The sequence below is a fragment of the Sphingosinicella sp. genome, assembly GCF_013911755.1.
In the GTDB taxonomy this organism is placed as follows: Bacteria; Pseudomonadota; Alphaproteobacteria; order Sphingomonadales; family Sphingomonadaceae; genus Sphingosinicella.
On sequence record NZ_JACESP010000027.1, the window covers coordinates 25,807 to 47,897 of the forward strand.

A 22,091-nucleotide genomic window follows, 5' to 3' on the forward strand; every position below is an offset into this window, starting at 1 on the left:
CTACAATATATACTTCGACAGATCGTTGTCCCGCGCGATGTCGGAAAGCTGCGCGTCCACGTAAGCCGCGTCGATCTTCACAGCAGTGCCGCCGCGCTCCGAAGCGTCGAAGCTGATCTCCTCGAGCAGCTTTTCGAGCACGGTCTGCAACCGCCGCGCGCCGATGTTCTCGATGCGGTCGTTCACCTGCGCCGCGATCCGCGCGATGGCGTCGATCGCGTCGTCGGCGAATTCGAGGTTCACGCCCTCGGTGCCGATCAACGCTGAATACTGCTTCACCAGCGATGCCTCGGTGTCCGTCAGGATGCGGCGGAAATCCGCTTCCGTCAGGCCTTTCAGCTCCACCCGGATCGGCAGGCGTCCCTGAAGCTCGGGTAGCAGGTCCGATGGCTTCGCGACATGGAACGCGCCCGAGGCGATGAAGAGAATGTGATCCGTCTTCACCGGGCCGTACTTCGTCGCGACCGTCGTGCCTTCGATCAGGGGCAGCAGGTCGCGCTGAACGCCCTCGCGCGAGACGGAGCCGCCGCGCACGTCGGACACCGCGATCTTGTCGATCTCGTCGAGGAAGACGATGCCGTTCTGCTCGGCGGACACGATCGCCTCGCGGTTCACCTCTTCCTGGTCGAGCCGCTTGTCGGATTCCTCGTTGACGAGCGCCTCCCACGCCTGACGCACCTTCAGCTTGCGCTTCTTCGTGCGCTGGCCGCCCAGCTTGCCGAACATGCCGCCGAGGTCGATCATCCCGACCTGTCCGGTCATACCGGGAATCTCGAAGGGCATCTGCGGCGCCTCGTCGACCTCGATTTCGATCTCCTTGTCGGAAAGCTCGCCCGCCAGCAGCTTCTCGCGGAAGCGGTCGCGCGTCGCGCCGCTTGCGTCCTTGCCGACAAGCGCATCGAGCACGCGCGCCTCGGCCGCCTGCTCGGCCTGTTCGCGCACGCCCTTGCGCTTCTGTTCGCGGACGAGGCGGATGGCCTCCTCCACGAGATCGCGGATGATCTGTTCGACGTCGCGGCCGACGTAGCCGACCTCGGTGAACTTGGTGGCTTCCACCTTCAGGAACGGCGCTTCGGCGAGCTTCGCCAGGCGGCGACTGATCTCGGTCTTGCCGCAGCCCGTCGGCCCGATCATCAGGATGTTCTTGGGGCTCACCTCGTCGCGCATGTCTTCGGGCAGCTGCTGGCGCCGCCAGCGGTTGCGCAGCGCGACGGCGACCGCGCGCTTGGCGTCGTTCTGGCCGACGATATAACGGTCGAGCGCGGCGACGACGGCCTTGGGGGTCAGTGCAGAGATGGCCTCGGCGGGTTTGATGGGAGCTTCGACGTTCATTGGGCCGCCTCCAGCGTCTCGATGGTGAGATTGTTGTTGGTGAAGACGCAGATGTCGGCAGCGATCGCCATGGCCTTTTTCGCCACGTCGTCCGCCGAAAGCCCGTCGATTTCGACGAGCGCGCGCGCGGCGGAAAGCGCGTAATTGCCGCCCGAACCGATCGCGGTCACGTGGTGCTCGGGTTCCAGCACGTCGCCCGTGCCGGTCAGCACCAGCGTCACCTCGCGGTCGGCGACGATCATCATCGCCTCCAGCCGGCGGAGGTAGCGGTCGGTGCGCCAGTCCTTGGCAAGCTCCACCGCCGCGCGCTTCAGCTGGCCCGGGAAGCGTTCCAGCTTCGCCTCCAGCCGCTCGAAGAGCGTGAAGGCGTCGGCGGTCGCGCCGGCGAATCCACCGATCACGCTGCCGTCGCCAAGGCGGCGCACCTTCTTGGCGTCGCCTTTCATCACGGTGTTGCCCAGGCTGACCTGTCCGTCGCCGGCGATCACCACCTTGCCGTTCTTGCGCACGGCAAGGATGGTCGTGCCGTGCATCACCTGTTCTGCCATGTCGGAAAAGTGTCTTTCGTATGGATGTGAGACTGTTCGGCAGTTGATATAGGAAGTGAAAAGCCCGCTTCAATTCCGGGTTCCGGAGACCGCTGTGTACAAGACCGTCATCCTTGCCGCCCTTCTTGGTCTCGCTGCGTGCGGCGACACCGCGAAACTGACCGTGGAGGACGGCACGGGGCCTGATCCGAAGCTGCCCGTGCCCGTGCAGACGATGATGCCCACGGTCAACATCGCGGACGTCAAGCCGTGGGCGGAGGGCGAAGCGCCTGTTCCCGCCGAAGGCTATTCCGTGGCGCTTTTCGCCAAAGGCCTCGATCACCCGCGCTGGCTCTACCGCTTGCCGAACGGCGACATTCTCGTTGCCGAATCCAACAAGCCGCCGCGCCCGGCGAAGGGTATCATGGGCCGCATCGAGGCCTACATCATGGGCAAGGCGGGCGCCGGCGTCGATTCCGCCGACCGCATCACATTGCTCCGCGACGAAAACGGCGACGGCGTGGTGGACACGCGCAGCGCGTTCCTCACCGAAGGCCTCGGCTCGCCGTTTGGCATGGCGCTCGTCGGGGACCGCTTCTACGTCGGCAACTATGCCGACGTCCGGGTCTGGCCCTATGCGGAGGGCGCCACGTCGCTTGCGGGCGCCGGCACAAAGGTCGTCGATCTACCGAACAAGGGCGAGCGCACCGGCCACTGGACGCGAAACCTGCTCGCGAGCCCGGACGGCAGCAAACTCTATGTCGCCGTCGGCTCCGCCTCGAATGTCGCGGAAGAAGGCATGGCGGTCGAGGAAGGCCGCGCCGCCATCCACGAGATCGACCTCGCCACCGGGAAATCGCGGATTTTCGCAAGTGGCCTCCGCAATCCCGTCGGCATGGACTGGAACCCGGTCACGAAAGACCTCTGGACCGCCGTCAATGAACGCGACGCGCTCGGCAGCGACCTCGTGCCCGATTACATGACGAGCGTGAAGGACGGCGGCTTCTACGGCTGGCCCTACAGCTACTACGGGCAGAACGAAGATACGCGCCCCGATCCGAAACGTCCCGACCTGGTCGCAAAGGCATTGAAGCCCGACTACGCGCTCGGCGCCCACACCGCCAGCCTCGGCCTTGCCTTCCTGCCCGATGGCAGCGGCGCGTTCGTTGGCCAGCACGGCTCGTGGAACCGCAAGCCCCGCTCGGGCTACAAGGTGATCTTCGTGCCGTTCGCGAACGGAAAACCCGCAGGAATGCCGCGCGATATCCTCACCGGCTTCCTCGTCGACGATCATGCGAAAGGCCGCCCCGTCGGCGTCGCATTCGACCGCACGGGCGCGCTGCTGGTGGCCGATGACGTCGGCAACCGCATCTGGCGCGTCACCGGTCCCGCCCTCAAGAACCTTGAGCCCGCCGCCGAACCCGCTATAGCGCCCGAATGAGCCAGCGCACTGCAAGCATCGTCCGCAAGACGAACGAAACCGACATCGCGGTCGAGGTGAACCTCGACGGCACGGGCCAGTACGAGATCGAAACCGGCGTCGGTTTCCTCGACCACATGCTGGAGCAGCTCTCGCGCCATTCGCTCATCGACGTGAAGCTCAGCTGCAAGGGCGACCTCCACATCGATCAGCACCACACCGTGGAAGACTGCGGCATTGCGCTCGGCGATGCCATTCGGCAGGCGCTCGGCGACAAGCGCGGCATTCGCCGCTACGGCGACGCACTTTCGCCGATGGACGAGGCGCTCACCCGTGTCGCGCTCGACATCTCCGGGCGGCCGTTCACGGTGTGGAAGGTCTCGATCCCGCAGCCGAAGCTTGGGGAAATGGACACGGAACTGTTCCCGCACTGGTTCCACAGTTTCGCGGGCAGCATCGGCATGACGCTGCATGTCGAGCAGCTTTCGGGCGAAAATTCACATCATATTATCGAATCCTGCTTTAAGGGTCTGGCAAGAGCCTTGCGTACGGCGACGGAGATCGATGCGCGCAAGGCGGACAGCGTGCCGAGCACCAAGGGCGTTCTCGGCGGTTGACCGGGAAGCTCTAGGGATCAGGCACGGTATGGCGGAACGGATTGCAGTCATCGATTACGGCGCGGGCAACCTGCGCTCGGTGGCGAAGGCACTGGAAGCGGCGTCGGACGAGATCGGCGTTGCGGTGCAGATCGTCGTCACCGACAGCCCCTCCACGGCGTCGCAGGCGGACCGCATCGTGCTTCCGGGCGTCGGCGCCTTCGGCCAGTGCGCGACCTCATTGCGCGCGATCGAGGGCATGGAGGATGTGCTGAGCGAGGTCGTGCTCGTGAAGCAGCGCCCGTTCCTCGGTATTTGCGTCGGTATGCAGCTTCTTGCCAAGCGCGGCGAGGAAAAGGGCGTCCACCAGGGTCTTGGCTGGATTCCGGGCAAGGTCGTGAAGCTCGATCCGCACGATCCCAACCTCAAGATTCCGCACATGGGCTGGTCGCCCGTCTCGATGAAGCTCGCGGGCATCAACCACGATGCGCTTCGCCATATCGAAGATGGCGGCGAAGCCTATTTCGTGCACAGCTTCCACTTCGAGTGCACCGATCATTCGCATCTGCTGGCCACCTGCGACTACGGCGGGCCGGTCACGGCGATCATCGGCCGCGACAATATTCTCGGCGCGCAGTTCCACCCGGAAAAGAGCCAGCATTACGGTCTCGCGTTTCTCGCAGCGTTTCTGGGCTGGACGCCGTAGATTTGGAGGGGCTAATGCAGCCCCGCAATGTCCTTCACGATCTTCCCAGCCATCGACCTCAAGTCGGGTCAGGTGGTGCGCCTCGCCGAAGGCGATATGGCGCGCGCCACGATTTATTCCGATGATCCCGCCGCGCAGGCGGCTGTCTTTGCGCGCGGTGGCGCCGCGTGGCTGCACGTCGTCGATCTCGACGGTGCCTTCGCGGGCCGCAGCGTCAACGGAGAGGTTGTCGCGCGAATCGTCGCTGCCTTCCCCGGAAAGGTCCAGCTCGGCGGCGGCATCCGCGACATGGCGGCTGTCGAAAGCTGGTTCGCGCGCGGTGTCACGCGCGCCGTGATCGGCACGGCCGCTCTCAAGGACCCGGAATTCGTGAAAGCGGCGGCGAAGATGCACCCCGGCCGGATCGTTGTCGCGGTCGATGCCAAGGGCGGCATGGTCGCCACCGAAGGCTGGGCGGAGGCGTCGGACATGCCGGTTGCCGATCTTGCCCGCCGCTTCGAGGACGCGGGCGTCGCCGCCGTGCTGTTCACCGATGTCGGCCGTGATGGTCTCCTGAAGGGCGTCAACCTTGAAGCGACGCACGCGCTCGCGAAAGCGCAGACGCTGCCCGTCATCGCGAGCGGCGGTGTCGCGGGCGAGGCCGACATCGTTGCACTGAAGGCGATCGCGGCGGATGGCATCACCGGCGTCATTTGCGGTCGCGCGATCTATGATGGCCGTCTCGATCTCGGCCGAGCGCTCGCCATCGCCGCATGAGCGCCGTGCGAATCATCCCCTGCCTCGATGTGGCGAACGGCCGCGTCGTGAAGGGCGTGAACTTCGTCGATCTGCGCGATGCGGGCGATCCGGTGGAGGCCGCGAAGGCCTATGACGCGGCAGGTGCCGACGAAATCTGCTTCCTCGATATCACCGCGACGCACGAGGACCGCGGAACGCTGCTCGACATCGTCCAGCGCACGGCGGACCAGTGTTTTGTGCCCCTCACGGTTGGCGGCGGCGTGCGCTCGGTGGAGGACGCCCGCGCCTTGCTGCTGGCGGGCGCCGACAAGGTCGCGATCAACAGCGCGGCCGTGCGCGACCCCGACGTTGTCACCGCGCTTGCCGAGCATTTCGGATCGCAGTGCGTCGTCGTCGCCATCGATGCACGCCAGTCCGGCCCCGGCCGCTGGGAGATCTTCACGCACGGCGGGCGCAAGGCCACCGGGATCGATGCGCTGACGTTCGCGCTCACCGTCGTTGACAAGGGGGCGGGCGAAATCCTGCTCACCTCGATGGACCGCGACGGCACCAAATCGGGCTTCGACCTCGCGCTCACCCGGACCATCGCTGATTCAGTGCCGGTCCCTGTCATCGCGAGCGGCGGCGTCGGCAATGTCGCACATCTCGTGGAAGGGGTCCGCGAAGGCCACGCGTCGGCGGTGCTCGCGGCGTCGATCTTCCACTTCGGCGAGGTGACCATCGGCGAAGCGCGCGCCGCGATGCGCACTGCCGGAATCAGGGTGCGAAACCGTTGACGGCTCGCGCCGCCAGCGTCAGGGTCGGGGCATGACTGCAACGCTCGACCGCCTCGCCGCCATCGTCGCCTCGCGCCGCGCCGCCGATCCCGCGGAAAGCTATGTCGCGAAACTCTTCACGAAGGGCCGCGCGAAGATCGCGCAGAAGGTGGGCGAAGAGGCTGTTGAAGCCGTCATTGCCGCGATGAAGGACGATCGCGAGGGCCTCATCGGCGAAAGCGCCGACCTGCTCTTTCATCTTTCCGTTCTCTGGGCGGACGCGGGTATCACGCCCGACGACATCGATGCCGAGCTTGCCCGCCGCGAGGGCGTCTCGGGCATTGCCGAGAAAGCCTCAAGAAAAGCCGAAGCACCGGGAGACTGACATTGGGCGTCGAAACGCTGGAGCCTTACGACGACGACAACATCTTCGCGCGTATTCTGCGCGGCGAGATTCCGGCGCGGAAAGTCTATGAAGATGACCACGCCTTCGCCTTCCACGACATCAACCCGCAGGCGCCCACGCATGTGCTCGTGATCCCCAAGGGGCGCTATGTCAGCTGGGCGGACTTCGCGGCGAAGGCGCCGGATGCCGAAATCGCCGGCTTTGTGCGCGCGGTGGGCACGGTCGCGCATGAACTGGGCATAGAGGACTCTGGATACCGCCTGCTTGCCAATGCCGGGCCGAATTCGCATCAGGAGGTGCCGCATCTCCATGTGCATATCTTCGGCGGAAAAAAACTGGGACCGATGCTCGTGACGTCCTGACACGCCTCCTGCTTTTCGCGCTGAATCGCGCGCTTTTCAGTTTGTCGTGGGCGCGAAAGCCGCTAGACCACGCAACATTGTTTCAGCCTCGACGGGGAAGCGGGGCGCGTATTTTTCTGGGGGGAGTACCCGAATGATCTTTGGCCGTGTGAAACCGCTCGACGCCATTCTGGCGACAGCGAAAAAGAAGTCGCTGCACCGATCTCTTGGCGCGGTTCAGCTGACGCTTCTCGGCGTCGGCGCCATCATCGGCACCGGCATCTTCGTGCTGACGTCGGAGGCCGCGCAGAAGGCGGGCCCCGGCATGATGATCAGCTTCGTGATCGCCGGCGCCGTCTGCGTGGTCGCGGCGCTCTGCTATTCGGAAATCGCCTCGATGCTCCCTGTATCGGGCTCCGCCTACACCTATACCTATGCCGTCATGGGCGAGCTTCTCGCCTGGATGGTCGGTTGGGCGCTGGTGCTTGAATATGCGGTCGCGGCGAGCGCCGTTTCGGTCGGCTGGTCGGGCTATTTCGTCGGACAGATCAAGGGCTGGTTCGGCATAGACCTGCCGATTGCGCTCATATCCGGGCCGTATGTGCCCGGCGGCATCATCAATCTTCCCGCTGTCGTCATCGCGCTCTTGATCACCGGTCTTCTCGTACTCGGCACCACCGAAAGCGCGCGCGTCAACGCTGTCCTGGTTGCCATCAAGGTCACCGCGCTCACGGCGTTCGTCGTGCTCGCGCTGCCGGTGATGCAGATGGAAAACTTCACGCCGTTCGCCCCGCAAGGCTGGTTCGGTTCGGGCGGCGCCGGCATTGTCGGCGCGGCGGCTTCCATCTTCTTCGCCTACGTCGGCTTCGACGCCGTCTCGACGGCGGCCGAGGAGACCAAGAACCCGCAGCGCAACGTGCCGATCGGCCTCATCGGCTCGCTCGCCATCTGCACGATTTTCTACATGCTTGTCGCGGCTGGCGCGATCGGTTCGCCGCTCGGTTCGCAACCCGTCACCTCGGCGATGGGCGAATGGCTAGCGCCGGGTTCGGCCGAGCTTGGCGCGCGCTGCACGACGCTGATGGCGGCCGGTCAGGAACCGCTCGCCTGTTCGAAGGAAGCGCTCGCGCACGTTCTGCGGGAGGTCGGCTATCTCAACGTCGGCAACCTGATCGGCCTCGCCGCCTTCCTCGCGTTGCCGTCGGTCATTCTCGTCATGCTGTTTGGCCAGACGCGCATTTTCTTCGTGATGTCGCGCGATGGTCTGCTGCCGGAGAAGCTCTCGACGATCCACCCGAAGTGGAAGACGCCGCACGTCATCACCATGATCACCGGCCTTGCCGTCACCTTCACCGCCGCCTTCCTGCCGGTGGGCAAGCTCGCCGACATCGCCAACGCGGGCACGCTGTTCGCGTTCATGATGGTGGCGATCGCGGTGATGCTGCTCCGGAAGCGCGATCCCAACCGCGTGCGGCCGTTCCGCACGCCGGCGCTGTGGCTGGTCGGCCCGCTCACGGTAATCGGCTGCGTTTCGCTCTACTTTGCGCTGCCGTTCGACGCCAAGATCGTCCTGCCGCTCTGGGGCGGCATCGGCCTTCTGCTCTACTTCGCCTATGGCTACCGCAAGAGCCACGTCGGCCGCGGCCTCATCGAGGTGCACGAGGCGGACACCGATGTGCCGCCGCAGCCGGTGCCCCCGATGCCGGGCGCGCCCGCCCCCGGCAGCAAGCAGGCCTGATACGGATCGGCCCGGTTCTCACCAGAACCGGGCCGAACTGTTTTTCAGCCCAGCCGTTTTGCGACAAGTGCGGCGAGATCGGCTTCGGGGCGCGCGCCGATGTGGCTGATGACCTCCGCAGCCGCCACCGCGCCCATCACCGCGCAGTCGCCAAGCGCGCGGCCTTCGGAGAAGCCGGCAAGGAAGCCGCCCGCGAACAGGTCGCCCGCGCCCGTCGTATCGACGACGCGCGTGGCGGGCTCGGCCGGAATCGTGATCGCTTCGTCCTTCGTCAGCACGAGCGCGCCCTTTTCGGAGCGCGTGATGACGCTCACCTCGCAGGCGCCGCGCTGCGCCGCGACCGCCGCATCGAAATCATCCGTCTCGTACAGGCTCTTCAACTCGTTCTCGTTCGCGAACAGAATATCGACACCGCCATGCGCAAGGCGCAGGAAGTCCGCGCGGTGGCGCTCAACGCAGAACACGTCCGAAAGCGTGAACGAGACGCGGCGTCCGTTTGCGTGCGCAACCTCGCAGGCCCTCGCCATCGCCGCGCGCGGCTCGGCGGCGTCCCACAGATAGCCTTCGAGGTAGGTGAGCGGGCTCGCGGCGATCAGGTCGTAATCCACGTCTGCCGCGCTCAGCATGGCGCTCGTGCCGAGGAACGTGTTCATCGTGCGCTGCGCGTCGGGGGTCACCAGGATCAGGCAGCGTCCCGTCGGCGTGCCGTCCACCGCGTAAGGCGTCGTGAAGTCCACGCCCGAGGCGCGGATGTCATGCGCGAACACCTCGCCGAGCTGGTCGCTGGAAACGCGACCGATGAAGTTCACCCGCCGGCCCAGTGCCGCCATGCCGACGGCGGCGTTGGAGCCCGAACCGCCGGAAATCTCGCGTCCCGGCCCCATGCGACCATAAAGGCGCTGCGCCTCCGCCGTGTCGATCAGGTGCATCGAGCCTTTCTGAAGGCCATTGTCCGCGAGGAAGGCGTCGTCGGCGGATGCAATCACGTCGACAAGGGCATTGCCGATCACGACGATGTCGTAAGCGCTGGTCATCGGGGCTGTTCACCTGCGAAGGAGGGGAGAAAACCGACCCCTAGCCGCGCGTCTCGCCGTCCGCAACCTTCGGTGCTAGCATTGCGCCATGCTCGCCGAACTGCCGCGTGTCCTTGCTCAGCTCTCAGACCGGCGCTTCATCGCCGTGTTCCTGAAATCGGTCGCGCTCACGCTCTTCATCCTCGGGGGCGTCTGGTACGGTTTCGATAGTTGGCTCAGCGGCATCAGCGCCCCCCCGATGCCGCTGTGGATGCAGCGTTACTGGGCGGACGCGGCGGATTGGGCGGCGCTGCCCGTCGTCATCATTGCCGGCTGGTTCCTGTTCCCCGGCATCGCCACGGGCGTCATGGGCCTGTTCCTCGACGACGTCGTCGATGCCGTGGAAGACCGCCACTACCCGCACGCGATGGCGCATCGCCGTGTGCCGATGGCCAAGGCCGGGCTGCTCGCACTGGCGTCCGCCCTGCGCGTCGTCCTGTGGAACCTCGCACTCGCGCCTGTCTACGTGTTGTTGCTGTTCACCGCAGTCGGCCCGCTCATCCTCTTCACTGCCGTCAACGGCTGGCTGATGGGCCGCGATCTCCTGGAAATGGTTGCCATCCGCCACATGCCCCGCGCCGAGGCGTCGGCGCTGATCGCGTCAAACCGCGCGCTGCGTCTCCGCCTCGGGTTCACCGCCGCGCCGCTGTTCCTCGTGCCCATTCTCAACCTGTTCGCGCCGATCATCGCCGCTGGGCTCGCCGCGCACGCGTTCCAGATCCTCGGCAAGCGCTGAAAGCCCCCAGTTCGCGGCCTCGCGCACGAGGTCGGAGGCGTCCTCGCGCAGCCGTTCCAGCACAGGCACGGCATCCGCCGTCCCGCTGTTGCCGAGCGCGATGGCGACGTTGCGCACGAAACGGTCGCGCCCCACGCGCTTGATCGGCGACCCTGCGAACACCTGCCGGAATCCCGCGTCGTCGAGCGCGGCCAGCTCGGCGAGGCGCGGCGCGGTCAGCTCGGTGCGCGGCTGGAACGCCGCTTCGGCGGAGGCCTTCGCGAAGCGGTTCCACGGGCACACCGCAAGGCAGTCGTCGCAGCCGTAGATGCGGTTGCCGATCGCGCGCCGGAATTCATGCGGGATCGGGCCTTTCAGCTCGATCGTGAGGTAGGAGATGCAGCGCCGCGCATCGAGGCTATAGGGGCCCGTGAACGCCGCCGTCGGGCAGGCGCGCTGGCAGGCCTCGCACGATCCGCAGCGGTCGGCGTGCGGCGCATCGGGTGTCAGGTCCAGCGTCGTATAGATCGCGCCGAGGAACAGCCAGCTGCCATGTTCGCGGCTCACGAGATTGGTGTGCTTGCCCTGCCAGCCGATCCCGGCCGCGGCGGCGAGCGGCTTTTCCATCACCGGCGCGGTGTCCACGAACACCTTCACCTCGCCCTCGCCCGCCGCCTCCAGCAGCCAGCGTGCGAGCGTCTTCAGCCGCGCCTTGACCGTGTCGTGATAGTCCTGCCCCTGCGCGTAAACGGAAATGACGCCGATGTCGGGATGATCCGCGTGGCGCAGTGGATCGAGCGCGGGCGCATAGCTCATGCCGAGCATGATGATGGACCGCACGTCATCCCAAAGCGCGCGCGGGCTTTCGCGGCGATCGGCCTTGTCGGCCATCCAAAGCATGTCGCCGTGGCAGCCCTCTGCGATCCACGCCTTCAGCCGCGTGCCCGCTGCCGGGGCGGCGTCGGCAGGCGCGATGCCGATCGCGGAAAAGCCCAGTTCCGCCGCTTTCGCGTTCAAGTCCTTCAAGATTTTGTTCGTATCCACCCGCTATTCATAGCATCGTACACGGCCTGCGTGTGAAGGATCGGTTTGTTGGATTACGCCATTGAAGCTGAAGCCCTGTCGAAACGCTTCGGCGACAAGCAGGCGGTCGCGGGTGTCGATCTGCGGGTGCCGACGGGCGCGATCTACGGCTTCCTCGGCCAGAATGGCGCGGGCAAGACGACGACGCTGCGCATGTTGCTCGGCATTCTGGAGCCCGACGGCGGCACGCGCCGCCTGCTCGGGTCGGCGCGCCCCCTCTCGGTCGCTGCGCGCGTCGGCTATCTCCCCGAAGAGCGTGGGCTCTATCCGGCGATGACGGCGCGGGAAGCCATCGCCTACGTCGGCGCGCTACGCGGCCTGAAGCTCGGCGAAGCCCGCCTTCGCGCTGACGAATTGCTCGCCGCGCACGGTCTCGGCGATGAGGCGAACGCGCGCATCCGCACCTTCTCGAAAGGCATGGCGCAGAAGGTGCAGCTCCTCGCCACCTTCGTGAACCGCCCCGATCTCATCGTACTCGATGAGCCCTTCTCGGGCCTCGATCCCGTGAACCAGCAGGATCTTGAAAACATGATCCGCGCCGAGCGCGCCCGCGGCGCCACCATCCTCTTTTCCACGCACGTGATGGCGCATGCCGAGCGCATGTGCGACGGCCTTGTCATCATCGCGCACGGCCGCACGCGCTTTTCGGGCAGCGTCGATGCGGCGCGGGCGCGGCTCCCTTCGCGTGTCGTGCTCGTCACCGAACGGCCGCTCACCGATCCTCAATCGCTGCTCCCGCCGGGCAATGTGGCAGAGCCCATGCCGGGCACCGGAAACCGCTATCGCTTCCCGCTGCCGCCGGGCGGGATCGAGCCGCTGCTCGCACGCCTTATCGAAACAGGCAGCGGCATCCGCGACATGCACATCGAGCGCCCGACGCTGCACGACGCCTTCGTCGCGATTGTCGGCGATGTGGAGATACCGGCCGAAACGCAGGAGGCGGCATGATCCGCGCCACGTTCGTCATCGCCCGCCGCGATATCATGGCGACAATCCTGTCGCGCGGCTTTCTCATCTGGCTCGCAATGCCGGTGATCGGCCTCGCCTTTGCCGTGTTCGCTTCGGTGGTGGGCGGCCCGCGCGAGACGGCATCGGTTTCTCAGGCGGTCGCGGTCATCGACCCCGCGGACGAATTCGCGCCATGGATACAGGCTGTCGTGGCGCGCGAGCAGACGCGGAACGCGTACGAACGTCTCCGCACCGCGCACACGGATACCGGTGCGTTCGCAAGACCCGCCGCGCTGCTCACTGATGCCGAGCTTGATGCGCTGGCGAAGCGCGAGGACGTGGCGGCAATCGCCGGGCTCGGCGCGCAGTCGTTCACCGCGGTCACCGCCGAGGCCGATCCGAACGCGCAGGCGCGGCGGCTCCTGTCCGGTGACAGCCGCTTCGGCGCCGTGCTGGTCGTCGCGCCAGAGGCGGTCATGCTGTTCACCGGCGACAAGGCGCCCGCTGCCGAACGCATCCGAACCCTCGTAGGCCTTGCATGGACCAAGCGCGCGCTCGCGGCCGAGGGTCTTTCCGCGCGCGTCGAGGCGGTTCGCGCGGCGCAGCCGGACGTTTCCGTCACCGTCCTCGATGAAGGCGTGCAGCCTGCGGGGCGGAAGGGCGCGTCGGTCCTCGCCACGGGCGCGGCGACTGTGCTCTTCGCGCTCATTTCACTGCTCGCGGGCGCGCTCCTTTCGAACATGGTCGAGGAAAAGTCGAACAAGATCATCGAGGTGCTCGTCGCCGCGGTTCCGGTTCCGGCGATCTACGCGGGCAAGCTCATCGCCATGCTCGCGGTGTCGCTGATCGGCGTCACCGTCTGGGGTCTGCTCTTCGGGGGCGGCTTCATGGTGGCGGCGGCGCAGCTTCCCGCCGGGCTCCTTCCGACCCCGCCGCGCGGCTGGCCGGAGCTGCTCGCGCTCGGTCTCGCCTATTTCACCTGTGCCTATCTCATCTACGGCGCGATCTATCTCGGCATCGGCAGCCTCTGCTCCACGATCCGCGAGGTGCAGACGCTTTCGATGCCCGTCACCATCCTGCAGATGGTGATCCTGATCTCGACGCTCGGCGCGCTCGCGAACCCCGGCGGCCTTTGGCATCACTTCGTGTCGTGGTTCCCGCTTTCGGCGCCGTACATGATGCTCGGGCGCGCCGCCGCCGATACGGGGCTCGCCGTGCATCTCGCATCGATCGCCTGGCAGCTCGCCTTCGCGGCGCTGGTCATCGCGTTCGCCGCGCGCCTGTTCCGCTACGGCGTGCTGCGCTCAGGCCCGCCGCCCAGCTTGCGCCAGCTGGCGGGCCTGAAACCGCGAACGGCTTAACGGGGCGCCATGCGGATGCCGCCGTCGAGGCGCACATCCTCGCCGTTGAAGTAGCCGATGGTGATCATCGCGATCGCGAGCTTTGCATATTCTTCCGGTTCGCCGAGGCGCTTGGGGAAGGGCACGGAGGCAGCGAGCGAGGCTTTCACATTGTCCGGCGCGGCCTGCAGCAGCGGCGTGTTGAAGATGCCCGGCAGAATGGTGTTGACGCGAATGCCTTCGCTCATCAGGTCGCGCGCGATGGGCAGCGTCATGCCGACGACCCCGCCCTTGGAAGCGGAATAGGCGGCCTGGCCGATCTGCCCGTCCTCGGCAGCGACTGAGGCAGTGTTCACGATGGCGCCGCGCTCGCCGTCTTCCATCGGCTCCAGCGTCATCATGCCGGCGGCCGATTTGGCGATGCAGCGGAATGTGCCGATCAGGTTGATCTGGATGACCTTTTCGAAGGCGCCGAGCGGATAGTGCTTGATCTCGCCGGTCGCCTTGTCGCGGCTCGCGGTCTTCACGGCGCTGCCGACACCGGCGCAGTTGACGAGGATGCGTTCCTGCCCGTGCGCGGCGCGCGCCTTCGCAAAGCCTGCGTCGACCGAATCGTCGCTCGTCACGTCGACATTGCAGAAGATGCCGCCGATCTCGGCGGCCAGCGCCTCGCCCTTCTCGACGCTCATGTCGAAAATGGCGACCTTCACGCCTTCCTTCGCCAGCGCGCGCGCCGTTGCGGCGCCGAGGCCGGAGGCCGCGCCCGTCACGACCGCTGCGGTTCCTGCAAGCTTCATTCCTGATCTCCCGTGTCCGAAATTGTCCGTCGCGCGCCTTCCTAATCGAAGCGGCGGCAGGAGCAACCTCTTCACATGCGAAGGTTCAGTCGAGCGCAGGCGTGCTGGCCGGTCCCTTCCGGGCGAGCACGGCTTCGCGGTAGGCGAGGTAGATTGCACTGCCGAGGATCAGCGCGCCGCCGATCAGCGTGATGCCGTCGATACTCTCGCCGAACAGCAGGTATCCGATGGCGATGGTGATGCCGAAGCGCACGAAATCATAGGGCATCACCGCAGTCGCCTCCGCGATGGAAAAGGCCCGCACGGTCGCGATCTGGGCTATGAGCGTGGCGGCTCCGATACCGAGGATATAAAGCCACGCCGCGCCGGAGGGCGTTGTCCAGAAGACGATCGCGACGAGCAAGGTCGGCAGCACGGGCAGTGCAAAGCTCCAGAACACGACCGCCATCGGGCGGGCGATTCCTACAAGCCGTTTTATCGCGATGATCGAGAAGGCGACCGCGACAGCGGCGACCACGGCGGAAACGATGCCCGGCGTCAACGGCTGTGCGCCGGGGCGCAGCACGACGAGCACACCCGCAAAGCCCGTCAGCAGCGCGCCGACTCGCCGCGCGCGCAGCTTTTCTCCCAGAAACAGCGCCGCACCCGCGGTCGCGAAGATCGGCGCGGCGAAGTTGATGGCCTGCACCGTCGCCATCGGCGCGTTCGCAACGGCATAGAAGACCGTGAACATGCCGATCACGCCGCTCGTGGATCGCATGGCATGGCTTTTCCACTGGGCGGGCGATGCGATCGCCGGGTCGCGCAGCACGAACGGCAGGATCAGCAATAATCCGGCGGTGTTTCGCCAGAAGACGAGCGCGAACGGGTGGATCGTCTCGCTTGCCAGACGGATGAAAACCCACGCCGCGGAAAAACCGACCGATGCCACGAGAATCCATGCCGCCCCTGCGAGCGGACGGCTTGCCGAGACAGTGCTACTTGAAGAGGGCGTCAAGGCGCTCCCCGTACACCTGCTTCAGCACATGCCGCCGGATCTTCATCGAGGGCGTCATTTGCTCGTTCTCTACGGTGAACGCCTCGTCGGCCACGATCACGCGCCGCACCTTCTCGATCACCGACAGCTGGGCGTTCACGCGGTCCACCGCCGCGGCGATGGCGCGGTGGAATTCGGGGATGCCCTTCAGCAGCCCAGGATCGCCGGTGTGGCCGTTCGCCGCCGCCCAGTCCGCAGCCCATTCGGGGTCCGGCACGACGAGGCCGACGAGGTGGGGCCGCTTGTCGCCGTAGACCATCGCCTGCAGGATTTCGGGCTGCAGCGTCAGCATCCCCTCCACGCGCTGCGGTGCGACATTGTCGCCCTTGTCGTTGACGATAATGTCCTTCTTGCGGTCGGTAATGACGATGTGACCGTCCGCGTCGATGTGGCCGATGTCGCCGGTGTGCAGCCAGCCGTCCTTCAGCACGCGTTCGGTTTCCGCCGGGTTCTGCCAGTATCCGTGCATCACGAGTTCGCCGCGCACCAGGATTTCGCCGTCCCCCGCGATGCGGACCTCCACGCCCTTCAGCGGCGGGCCGACGCTGTGCATCTTCAGCTTGCGGCTCGGCCGGTTGCACGAGATGACCGGCGCCGCCTCGGTCTGGCCGTAGCCCTGCAGCAGCGTGACGCCGAGCGATGCGAAGAAGATGCCGACCTCGGGATTGAGCGGCGCGCCGCCTGCCACCATCGCTTTCAGCCGCCCGCCGAGGCGACCCTGCACCTTCTTGCGGATGGTGCGGTCGAGCAGCAGGTCGAGCGGCTTGTCGCTGAGCGGCAGCCGTCCCCTCTCGTAGCGCTTGCGCCCTAACCTCAACGCCTGCTCCAGCATCCACGCCGCCGCGCCGCCCTGTTTCTCGATCGCTTTCGACATGCGCTGGCGCAGCACCTCGAACAGGCGCGGCACCACCACCATGATCGTGGGGCGCGTTTCCTCGATGTTGGACGCGAGCTTTTCGAGGCCTTCGGAATAATAGATCTCGCCGCCGAGCGCGATGGGGAGGAACTGTCCGCCGGTGTGCTCATAGGCGTGGCTCAGTGGCAGGAATGACAGGAAGGTCTCCGTGCCCTTGGGGAAGTCGTTCCACAGCACGTCCTCGCACCCCGCGAGGTTGCAGAGGATGGCGCCGTGATGCTGGCAGACGCCGCGCGGCGCGCCGCCGGTGCCGCTCGTGTAGATGATGCACGCCATGTCGCCGCGCTGCATTGTCGCGCCGGCGCGCACGGCCGCGACGTCACCCTTGTACGCCGCCATCAGCTCCGCCCAGTCGATCAGTTCGGCGCCGCTCGCCTGCCCGATGCGCAGCTTCTCCATGCCGATCACCTGGCGGCAGTTGGTGGATCGGTAGACGGCGGGCAGCAGCACCTTGGCCAGCTTCGCGTTGGAAACGATCGCCGCCTTCGCCCCGCTGTTTTCCAGGATGTGAAGGTGGTCACGCTCCGTATTGGTCGTATAGGTCGGCACCGTGATCGCGCCCGCCGCCATGATCGCGAGGTCGGCGATGCACCACTCGGGCCGGTTCTCGCTCACCAGCACCACGCGGTCGCCCTTGCCGATGCCGCGCGCGTTCAGCGCCGTCGCCAGCGTCGCCACCTGCTGCGCTGCTTCACCCCATGTGGTGGTCCGCCACACGCCATCCACCTTGGCGTGCAGCATCGGGCGCTTGCCCCGCCGACTCGCCTGATCGAAAAACATCTCGACGAGGTTCGGCCACGTCTCTGCGGTCTGCATCGTTCGTCTCCTCCCCGGATCGGCTAAAGCCCGGCGACTGCGCCCTCGCTGCGTGGGTCGGCGCCGCCGATCCATCCCCTTGCTTTGCGTTCTATGCCGTTGGCCTTCAGCGGCAGTTTCGCCGCGGTCGGCGTATGCCCCTTCGCGGTAAGCGCCGGGGTCATGTCTTCAAGCCGCGACCCGGCCTCGATCGCGACACGGTCTCCCGGCGCGTAGATCTGCGGCAATGCGATCGCATCCCCAACATCCATCCCCCAGTCGAGCACGCCGACGAGCGCTTTCGCGACCTGCGCGATGATCGTCGATCCACCCGCCGCGCCAATCGCGAGCACCGGCTTGCCCGATGCGTCGTAGACGATGGTCGGCGACATGGAACTGCGTGGCCGCTTGCCTGGCTCCACGCGGTTCGGCGCGGGTTTGCCGTCCACCTCGGGCAGCATCGAGAAGTCGGTGAGCTCGTTGTTGAGGAAGAAGCCGTTCACGGTAAGCCCGCTCCCCCACGTGCCCTCGATGGTGGAGGTGTAGCTCGCGACATCGCCCTGCCGATCGGCGGCGGCGAAATGCGAGGTGGAGGGCACTTCCCCGTCGGGCACGCGCGCCACGGCGCCCGCGCCCGGCGGCGTTCCCGCCTCGACCTTCGCAGCGGCCTTCGCCGGGTCGATGAGCGCGCTACGCCCCGAAAGGTAGGCGGGGTCGACAAGGCCTGCCGTGGGCACGGAGACGAAGTCGGGATCGCCGAGGTACGCCTCGCGGTCTGCGTAGGCGAGCCTCATGCTCTCCGCGATCAGGTGCCAGCTTTCCGGGCTGGCGGGGCCGAGCGCCTTGAGGTCGAAGCGCTCCAGCTGCTTCAGGATGGCAAGCACGGTGGTGCCGCCCGAGGACGGCGGCGCCATGCCGCAGACGCGCCATGTCCGGTATTCGCCGCACACGGGATCGCGCCACACGGCCTTGTAGCCCGCAATGTCGCCCACCGTCATCGCCTGCGGGTTCTTCGGCGCGCTCGCCACGGTGTTGACCAGCCGTGCCGCCTCGGCGCCGCGATAGAAGGCGTCGGGGCCCTCTTCGGCGAGCTTTTCGAGGAAGCGGGCGAGCATGGGGTTGCGGATTGTCTCGCCGGCAAGGCGCGGCGTGTCGTCGGCGTGGAAAAAGGTCGCCTTCGCCCATTCGGTCATGCCCGCGTGCTGCGGGCGCGCCGCCAGCATCTCGTGCAGCCGCGGGCTCATCTCGAAGCCGTCGCGCGCCAGCCGGATCGCCGGCTCGAACAGCTTCGCCCACGGCAGACGGCCGAAGCGCGCGTGCGCCATCGCCATAAGACGGATGTTGCCGGGCACGCCGACGCTCTTGCCGCCGGGCACGGCCTCGCGGAACGACATGGGTGTGCCGTCGGCATTCAGGAACATCGTGGGCGTCGCCGCCTTGGGGGCCGTTTCGCGCCCGTCGATCGTGTAGAGCTTGCCGCTTTCGGCGTCGTGGTATAGCAGGAACCCGCCGCCGCCGATACCGGATGACTGCGGTTCCACCACCGTCAGCGCCAGCATCGTCGCGAGTGCGGCGTCCGCGGCGCTGCCGCCGGCCGCCAGCATGTCCTTGCCCGCATCGGCCGCGAGCGGGTGCGCCGCGGAAACGAGGCTGCTGTAGACCGGCGTGTCCTCGAACACCGGCGGCGGCAAGGCCGCGGATGGCGCGGGCGTCTGCGTGGCACAGGCGGCGAGGCCGAGGAAAAGCGCGCCTGTCGCGCCGCGGGCGATCATATGCATCAACACCCTGACGTCATAGGACGTCGGGGCGCGTGCGGGCAAGGCTTCAGCCGCGCCTTGAGGGTGTGTGAGGATTCAGTGCGAGGCGAAAACGGTGGATTTCGAGAACCGGCGCGCAGCGTCCTTAAGGACGTGAGCAGCGGAAGCGTAGAAAGCCGCCGTTTGCAGCCCGGCATGGGCTGAATCCCCGCACCCCCTAGGCGTCGGCGCCTACGGCTTGGGAGACGCGTTCGAAGCCGTCCGCCCGAAGGTGCGCGGCGAGCCCCGTCTTGATCGCGCCGACCAGGCTTGGCCCCTGATAGACGAGTGCGGTGTAGAGCTGCACGAGGCTCGCGCCCGCGCGGATCTTCGCATAGGCATCGTCGGCGCTCGCGATGCCGCCGACACCGATCAGCGGCACAGCGCCGACGGTCGCCTGCCGGAACGCGCGCAGCACATCGGTTGATCGCGCCATCAGCGGTCGCCCCGAAAGGCCCCCGGTTTCAGGGGCGTGCGCGCTTTTCAGCGTTTCCGGCCGCTCGATCGTGGTGTTGGAAACGACAAGGCCGTCCACGCCTGCCGCCACCACCGAAACGGCGATATCGCCGATGTCGGCGTCGGTGACGTCGGGGGCCACTTTGAGGAAGATCGGCGTCTTGCGATGGCCGCGCGCGTCCATCACGCGGGCGAGCAGTTCGGCGAGCTCGTCCTTCGATTGCAGCGTGCGCAGCCCAGGCGTGTTCGGTGAGCTGATGTTGACCGTGATGTAATCGACGAACGGTGCCGCGTGCTCAACCGAAAGCGCATAATCGGCAATCCGGTCGCGCGAGTCCTTGTTTGCACCGACGTTGAGTCCGGTCACACCGCGCGGCCCCCGGTGCCAGGCGCGCTCCTTGAACTTGTCGAGCGCCTGTTCGAGGCCGTTGTTGTTGAAGCCGAGCCTGTTGATCACGGCCTGGTCTTCGGTCAGGCGGAACATGCGCGGTTTCGGGTTGCCCGGCTGCGGCAGCGGCGTCACCGTTCCCGCCTCCACGAAGCCGAAGCCGAGCCGCAGAAGCGGGTTCAGCACCTCGGCATTCTTGTCGAAGCCCGCCGCGATGCCCACCGGGTTTGAAAAGCGCAGCCCCGCCACTGTCGTTCGCAGGCTGGGCGGGTCATCGGCGATGCGCGACGGCGGCATCGCGGTCAGCAACCGCAACGTCAGGCGGTGCGCGCGTTCGGCATCGAGCTTGAAAAGGACGGGGCGGACCAGCCCGTAAGGGATCTGCATATGTCGCAAGCCTTAGCGCAGCGACGGGGGCATGGTCAAAAGGAAGCGCACGGGCAGAGCGGCGAACATGCGACTCGGCGAACACGGGCGGCAGCGGCGTCTGCCGAACCGCGGCCTCGCGGCGGTGAATGCGCATAAACCTCTGGATCAAAACACAAAGCCCACCTGATGTCGGATTCGTACAATCCACGGTCAGGGTCGCCCGCTAGGGTCCGCCTCGCGACTCAGGGGACGTCTTTTCTTCCGGTAACCAGCAGGCCGGAATGAACACGACCCTCACTTTCCGGCCCGGGCGTTTCAATGCGTCCGGGCCTTTTTTTCGCCCTCACGACGTTTTTGCGAACGACTCACAGCATTTTGACGGGGCTTTGACGATGCCGCCCTAAACGCAGCCCTGCGACCCAAGGGTTCGTCTCCTATGCCACCAAGGCATTCACGACCCCGACTGACAGGGGGGGTCCGCTCCAACCCGGACCCCCCCCTTTTTTTTGTCGGTTGCGAACTGCGACTCGCAGGGCGCCGCAAGCTTTGGTATCTGTGCCGAAACTTTCGGCTCAGGCAGGGTGCACGAAAGGCCGGTCGCAATCTCATGTTTTCCATGCGTTACCACTCGCCAGCGCCGCCGCTTCGGCGGCTGCTTTCGAGCTATTACGTCGTCGAGATCGGCCCCGGGCGCATCACCGATGTGATGCGTGCAGAGCTGCCCAATGTGCGTTTCGTGATTCGCGGCCATTCCGATCTCACCTGGCCCGACGGCAGCGTGCGGCGCGGCTATGATGCCAGCCTGTTCGGCCCGCGCTGCCTGCCGCTCGGTATGGTGCTCGAAGGCCCGGCGCTGGTGTTCGGCGCCGGGATCATGTCCGATGGCTGGCTGCGTTTTTTCGGCGTCGATTCCGACGAGGTGGCCGACACGATGCTGCCGCTGGAAGATGTCGCTGGAAGCGCGGCGCGTTCGGCGCTGTGCCGGATGCAGAATGGCGTCACCGATCATGATCTCGTCGCGGCGGCCGACGCGTTTTTCCTTTCGATGGCACGGCGCCAGGCCGTGCGGCAGGATGTCGGCTTCGGAATGTTGGTGGAGGACTGGCTGGTTCGTGGCAGCCCCGGCGGCGTCGATGCGCTGATCGGGGCGGCCGACCGCTCGGCGCGGCAGGTGGAACGCCTGTGCCGCCGCACCTATGGCGCGCCGCCGAAGCTGCTGATGCGGAAATATCGCGCACTGCGTGCGGCGGTGCAGATCAGTGTCGATCCCGATGCCCGCTGGTTCGATATCGCGGGAGAGGACTTCTATGATCAGTCGCATTTCATCCGCGAATTCCGCACCTTCGTGGGGATGACGCCCACGCAGTTCGCCGCGAACGGAGCTGCGGTGATGAGTCACAGCATCCGCCTGCGCCGCCAGCTTCCAACGCTTCCCAGGCTCTCGCTCGTCAGCTAGAGGCGTGCCCGCCGCTTGACTCCGGCGTCCGGTTCCCCACATAAGCCGGACCGATTTTGTCTGATTTAGCGCCGGGAACCCATGTGATCCGCCTCACGAACCTTGCTGACTATGCTGTCGTCGTGATGACGGCTGCGGCGCGCGCGCCCTCGCGCCGCTTTTCGGCGGCCGAACTTGCCGCCGAAACCGGCGTCCCGGCGCCCACGGCCGCCAAGCTCACTGGCATCCTCGCCCGCGCCGGCCTCCTCGAATCGGCGCGCGGCGTCATGGGCGGCGTCCAGCTCGGCCGCGACGCGGCATCGATCAGCATCGCCGACATCGTCGAGGCGGTGGACGGCCCCATCGCCATCGCGCAGTGCCTGCA

General features: G+C 66.6%; 21 protein-coding genes and 1 pseudogene. 13 read left to right on the plus strand and 9 right to left on the minus strand.

The window, feature by feature from the left end; genetic code table 11:
• Positions 1-1,332 (minus strand): ATP-dependent protease ATPase subunit HslU, encoded by a 1,332-nt coding sequence (gene hslU, locus H2052_RS15735; RefSeq protein ID WP_293783749.1) that lies wholly within the window; start codon positions 1,330-1,332, stop codon positions 1-3.
• A complete protein-coding gene (hslV, locus tag H2052_RS15740; protein ID WP_293783751.1) occupies positions 1,329-1,880 on the minus strand; it encodes an ATP-dependent protease subunit HslV in 552 nt (183 codons plus the stop codon). The genes hslU and hslV overlap by 4 nt, the downstream gene beginning before the upstream one ends.
• A gap of 94 nt (positions 1,881-1,974) precedes the next feature.
• Here hslV and H2052_RS15745 point away from each other — a divergent pair, with 94 nt between their 5' ends.
• The 8 genes from H2052_RS15745 (at position 1,975) to H2052_RS15780 (ending at position 8,559) form a co-directional block, all read left to right on the plus strand.
• Entirely contained in the window at positions 1,975-3,300 is a 1,326-nt protein-coding gene (locus tag H2052_RS15745; RefSeq protein ID WP_293783753.1) for a sorbosone dehydrogenase family protein, read from the plus strand.
• A complete protein-coding gene (gene hisB / locus H2052_RS15750) occupies positions 3,297-3,896 on the plus strand; it encodes an imidazoleglycerol-phosphate dehydratase HisB (protein ID WP_293783755.1) in 600 nt (199 codons plus the stop codon). The genes H2052_RS15745 and hisB overlap by 4 nt, the downstream gene beginning before the upstream one ends.
• A gap of 28 nt (positions 3,897-3,924) precedes the next feature.
• Complete coding sequence (gene hisH / locus H2052_RS15755; protein WP_293783757.1) at positions 3,925-4,581, plus strand: imidazole glycerol phosphate synthase subunit HisH; 657 nt, start codon at positions 3,925-3,927, stop codon at positions 4,579-4,581.
• A gap of 27 nt (positions 4,582-4,608) precedes the next feature.
• A complete protein-coding gene (gene hisA, locus H2052_RS15760) occupies positions 4,609-5,337 on the plus strand; it encodes a 1-(5-phosphoribosyl)-5-[(5-phosphoribosylamino)methylideneamino]imidazole-4-carboxamide isomerase (RefSeq protein ID WP_293783759.1) in 729 nt (242 codons plus the stop codon).
• Positions 5,334-6,095: an imidazole glycerol phosphate synthase subunit HisF gene (gene hisF / locus H2052_RS15765; RefSeq protein WP_293783761.1), complete on the plus strand. Its 762-nt coding sequence runs from the start codon at positions 5,334-5,336 to the stop codon at positions 6,093-6,095. Before hisA ends, hisF begins: the two co-directional genes overlap by 4 nt.
• 31 nt (positions 6,096-6,126) lie before the next feature.
• The gene (locus H2052_RS15770; protein WP_293783763.1) at positions 6,127-6,459 is read left to right on the plus strand and encodes a phosphoribosyl-ATP diphosphatase; all 333 of its coding nucleotides are present in this window, start codon (positions 6,127-6,129) and stop codon (positions 6,457-6,459) included.
• Positions 6,460-6,461: 2 nt separating this feature from the next.
• A complete protein-coding gene (locus tag H2052_RS15775) occupies positions 6,462-6,842 on the plus strand; it encodes a histidine triad nucleotide-binding protein (RefSeq protein WP_293783766.1) in 381 nt (126 codons plus the stop codon).
• Positions 6,843-6,975: 133 nt separating this feature from the next.
• Positions 6,976-8,559, plus strand: a complete 1,584-nt coding sequence (locus H2052_RS15780) for an amino acid permease (protein ID WP_293783769.1) — start codon at positions 6,976-6,978, stop codon at positions 8,557-8,559.
• A gap of 44 nt (positions 8,560-8,603) precedes the next feature.
• On the opposite strand, the gene H2052_RS15785 is transcribed toward H2052_RS15780, so the two are convergent.
• Positions 8,604-9,593 (minus strand): adenosine kinase, encoded by a 990-nt coding sequence (locus H2052_RS15785; RefSeq protein WP_293783772.1) that lies wholly within the window; start codon positions 9,591-9,593, stop codon positions 8,604-8,606.
• 88 nt (positions 9,594-9,681) lie between these two features.
• Here H2052_RS15785 and H2052_RS15790 point away from each other — a divergent pair.
• Positions 9,682-10,254: pseudogene (locus H2052_RS15790) on the plus strand (EI24 domain-containing protein); the annotation flags it as partial.
• On the opposite strand, the gene queG reads toward H2052_RS15790, so the two are convergent.
• Complete coding sequence (queG, locus tag H2052_RS15795) at positions 10,234-11,376, minus strand: tRNA epoxyqueuosine(34) reductase QueG (protein ID WP_293783808.1); 1,143 nt, start codon at positions 11,374-11,376, stop codon at positions 10,234-10,236. The pseudogene H2052_RS15790 and the gene queG sit on opposite strands and share 21 nt — an antisense overlap.
• A gap of 60 nt (positions 11,377-11,436) precedes the next feature.
• Between queG and H2052_RS15800 the strand changes: the two genes are divergently transcribed.
• A complete protein-coding gene (locus H2052_RS15800) occupies positions 11,437-12,378 on the plus strand; it encodes an ATP-binding cassette domain-containing protein (RefSeq protein ID WP_293783775.1) in 942 nt (313 codons plus the stop codon).
• Complete coding sequence (locus H2052_RS15805; protein WP_293783778.1) at positions 12,375-13,739, plus strand: ABC transporter permease; 1,365 nt, start codon at positions 12,375-12,377, stop codon at positions 13,737-13,739. Before H2052_RS15800 ends, H2052_RS15805 begins: the two co-directional genes overlap by 4 nt.
• Here H2052_RS15805 and H2052_RS15810 read toward each other — a convergent pair.
• The 5 genes from H2052_RS15810 to H2052_RS15830 all read right to left on the minus strand — a co-directional run bounded on the left by H2052_RS15810 (position 13,736) and on the right by H2052_RS15830 (position 20,289).
• Positions 13,736-14,515, minus strand: a complete 780-nt coding sequence (locus H2052_RS15810; RefSeq protein WP_293783781.1) for an SDR family NAD(P)-dependent oxidoreductase — start codon at positions 14,513-14,515, stop codon at positions 13,736-13,738. The two genes, H2052_RS15805 and H2052_RS15810, sit on opposite strands and share 4 nt — an antisense overlap.
• An 85-nt stretch (positions 14,516-14,600) precedes the next feature.
• Positions 14,601-15,512: a DMT family transporter gene (locus H2052_RS15815; RefSeq protein ID WP_293783784.1), complete on the minus strand. Its 912-nt coding sequence runs from the start codon at positions 15,510-15,512 to the stop codon at positions 14,601-14,603.
• On the minus strand, positions 15,493-17,283 hold the full coding sequence (locus H2052_RS15820; RefSeq protein ID WP_293783787.1) for an AMP-dependent synthetase/ligase: 1,791 nt from the start codon (positions 17,281-17,283) through the stop codon (positions 15,493-15,495). Before H2052_RS15820 ends, H2052_RS15815 begins: the two co-directional genes overlap by 20 nt.
• Positions 17,284-17,306: 23 nt before the next feature.
• Positions 17,307-19,040, minus strand: a complete 1,734-nt coding sequence (gene ggt, locus H2052_RS15825; protein WP_293783790.1) for a gamma-glutamyltransferase — start codon at positions 19,038-19,040, stop codon at positions 17,307-17,309.
• A gap of 196 nt (positions 19,041-19,236) precedes the next feature.
• Positions 19,237-20,289 (minus strand): quinone-dependent dihydroorotate dehydrogenase, encoded by a 1,053-nt coding sequence (locus H2052_RS15830; protein ID WP_293783793.1) that lies wholly within the window; start codon positions 20,287-20,289, stop codon positions 19,237-19,239.
• Positions 20,290-20,878: 589 nt separating this feature from the next.
• Here H2052_RS15830 and H2052_RS15835 point away from each other — a divergent pair.
• Both H2052_RS15835 and H2052_RS15840 read left to right on the plus strand, forming a co-directional pair.
• Positions 20,879-21,727 (plus strand): helix-turn-helix domain-containing protein, encoded by an 849-nt coding sequence (locus tag H2052_RS15835; protein ID WP_293783796.1) that lies wholly within the window; start codon positions 20,879-20,881, stop codon positions 21,725-21,727.
• 86 nt (positions 21,728-21,813) lie between these two features.
• On the plus strand, positions 21,814-22,091 hold a 278-nt coding region (locus H2052_RS15840; RefSeq protein WP_293783799.1), incomplete at its 3' end, for an Rrf2 family transcriptional regulator.

Bases quoted from the DNA above. Each gene is read 5' to 3' on its own strand.
- hslU (WP_293783749.1), bottom strand. From the start codon at position 1,332: ATGAACGTCGAAGCTCCCATCAAACCCGCCGAGGCCATCTCTGCACTG.
- H2052_RS15785 (WP_293783772.1), bottom strand. From the start codon at position 9,593: ATGACCAGCGCTTACGACATCGTCGTGATCGGCAATGCCCTTGTCGAC.
- H2052_RS15770 (WP_293783763.1), top strand. From the start codon at position 6,127: ATGACTGCAACGCTCGACCGCCTCGCCGCCATCGTCGCCTCGCGCCGC.
- H2052_RS15780 (WP_293783769.1), top strand. From the start codon at position 6,976: ATGATCTTTGGCCGTGTGAAACCGCTCGACGCCATTCTGGCGACAGCG.
- ggt (WP_293783790.1), bottom strand. From the start codon at position 19,040: ATGCATATGATCGCCCGCGGCGCGACAGGCGCGCTTTTCCTCGGCCTC.
- hisH (WP_293783757.1), top strand. From the start codon at position 3,925: ATGGCGGAACGGATTGCAGTCATCGATTACGGCGCGGGCAACCTGCGC.
- hisB (WP_293783755.1), top strand. From the start codon at position 3,297: ATGAGCCAGCGCACTGCAAGCATCGTCCGCAAGACGAACGAAACCGAC.
- H2052_RS15835 (WP_293783796.1), top strand. From the start codon at position 20,879: ATGTTTTCCATGCGTTACCACTCGCCAGCGCCGCCGCTTCGGCGGCTG.
- H2052_RS15805 (WP_293783778.1), top strand. From the start codon at position 12,375: ATGATCCGCGCCACGTTCGTCATCGCCCGCCGCGATATCATGGCGACA.
- H2052_RS15810 (WP_293783781.1), bottom strand. From the start codon at position 14,515: ATGAAGCTTGCAGGAACCGCAGCGGTCGTGACGGGCGCGGCCTCCGGC.
- hisF (WP_293783761.1), top strand. From the start codon at position 5,334: ATGAGCGCCGTGCGAATCATCCCCTGCCTCGATGTGGCGAACGGCCGC.
- H2052_RS15830 (WP_293783793.1), bottom strand. From the start codon at position 20,289: ATGCAGATCCCTTACGGGCTGGTCCGCCCCGTCCTTTTCAAGCTCGAT.
- H2052_RS15820 (WP_293783787.1), bottom strand. From the start codon at position 17,283: ATGCAGACCGCAGAGACGTGGCCGAACCTCGTCGAGATGTTTTTCGAT.
- hisA (WP_293783759.1), top strand. From the start codon at position 4,609: ATGTCCTTCACGATCTTCCCAGCCATCGACCTCAAGTCGGGTCAGGTG.
- hslV (WP_293783751.1), bottom strand. From the start codon at position 1,880: ATGGCAGAACAGGTGATGCACGGCACGACCATCCTTGCCGTGCGCAAG.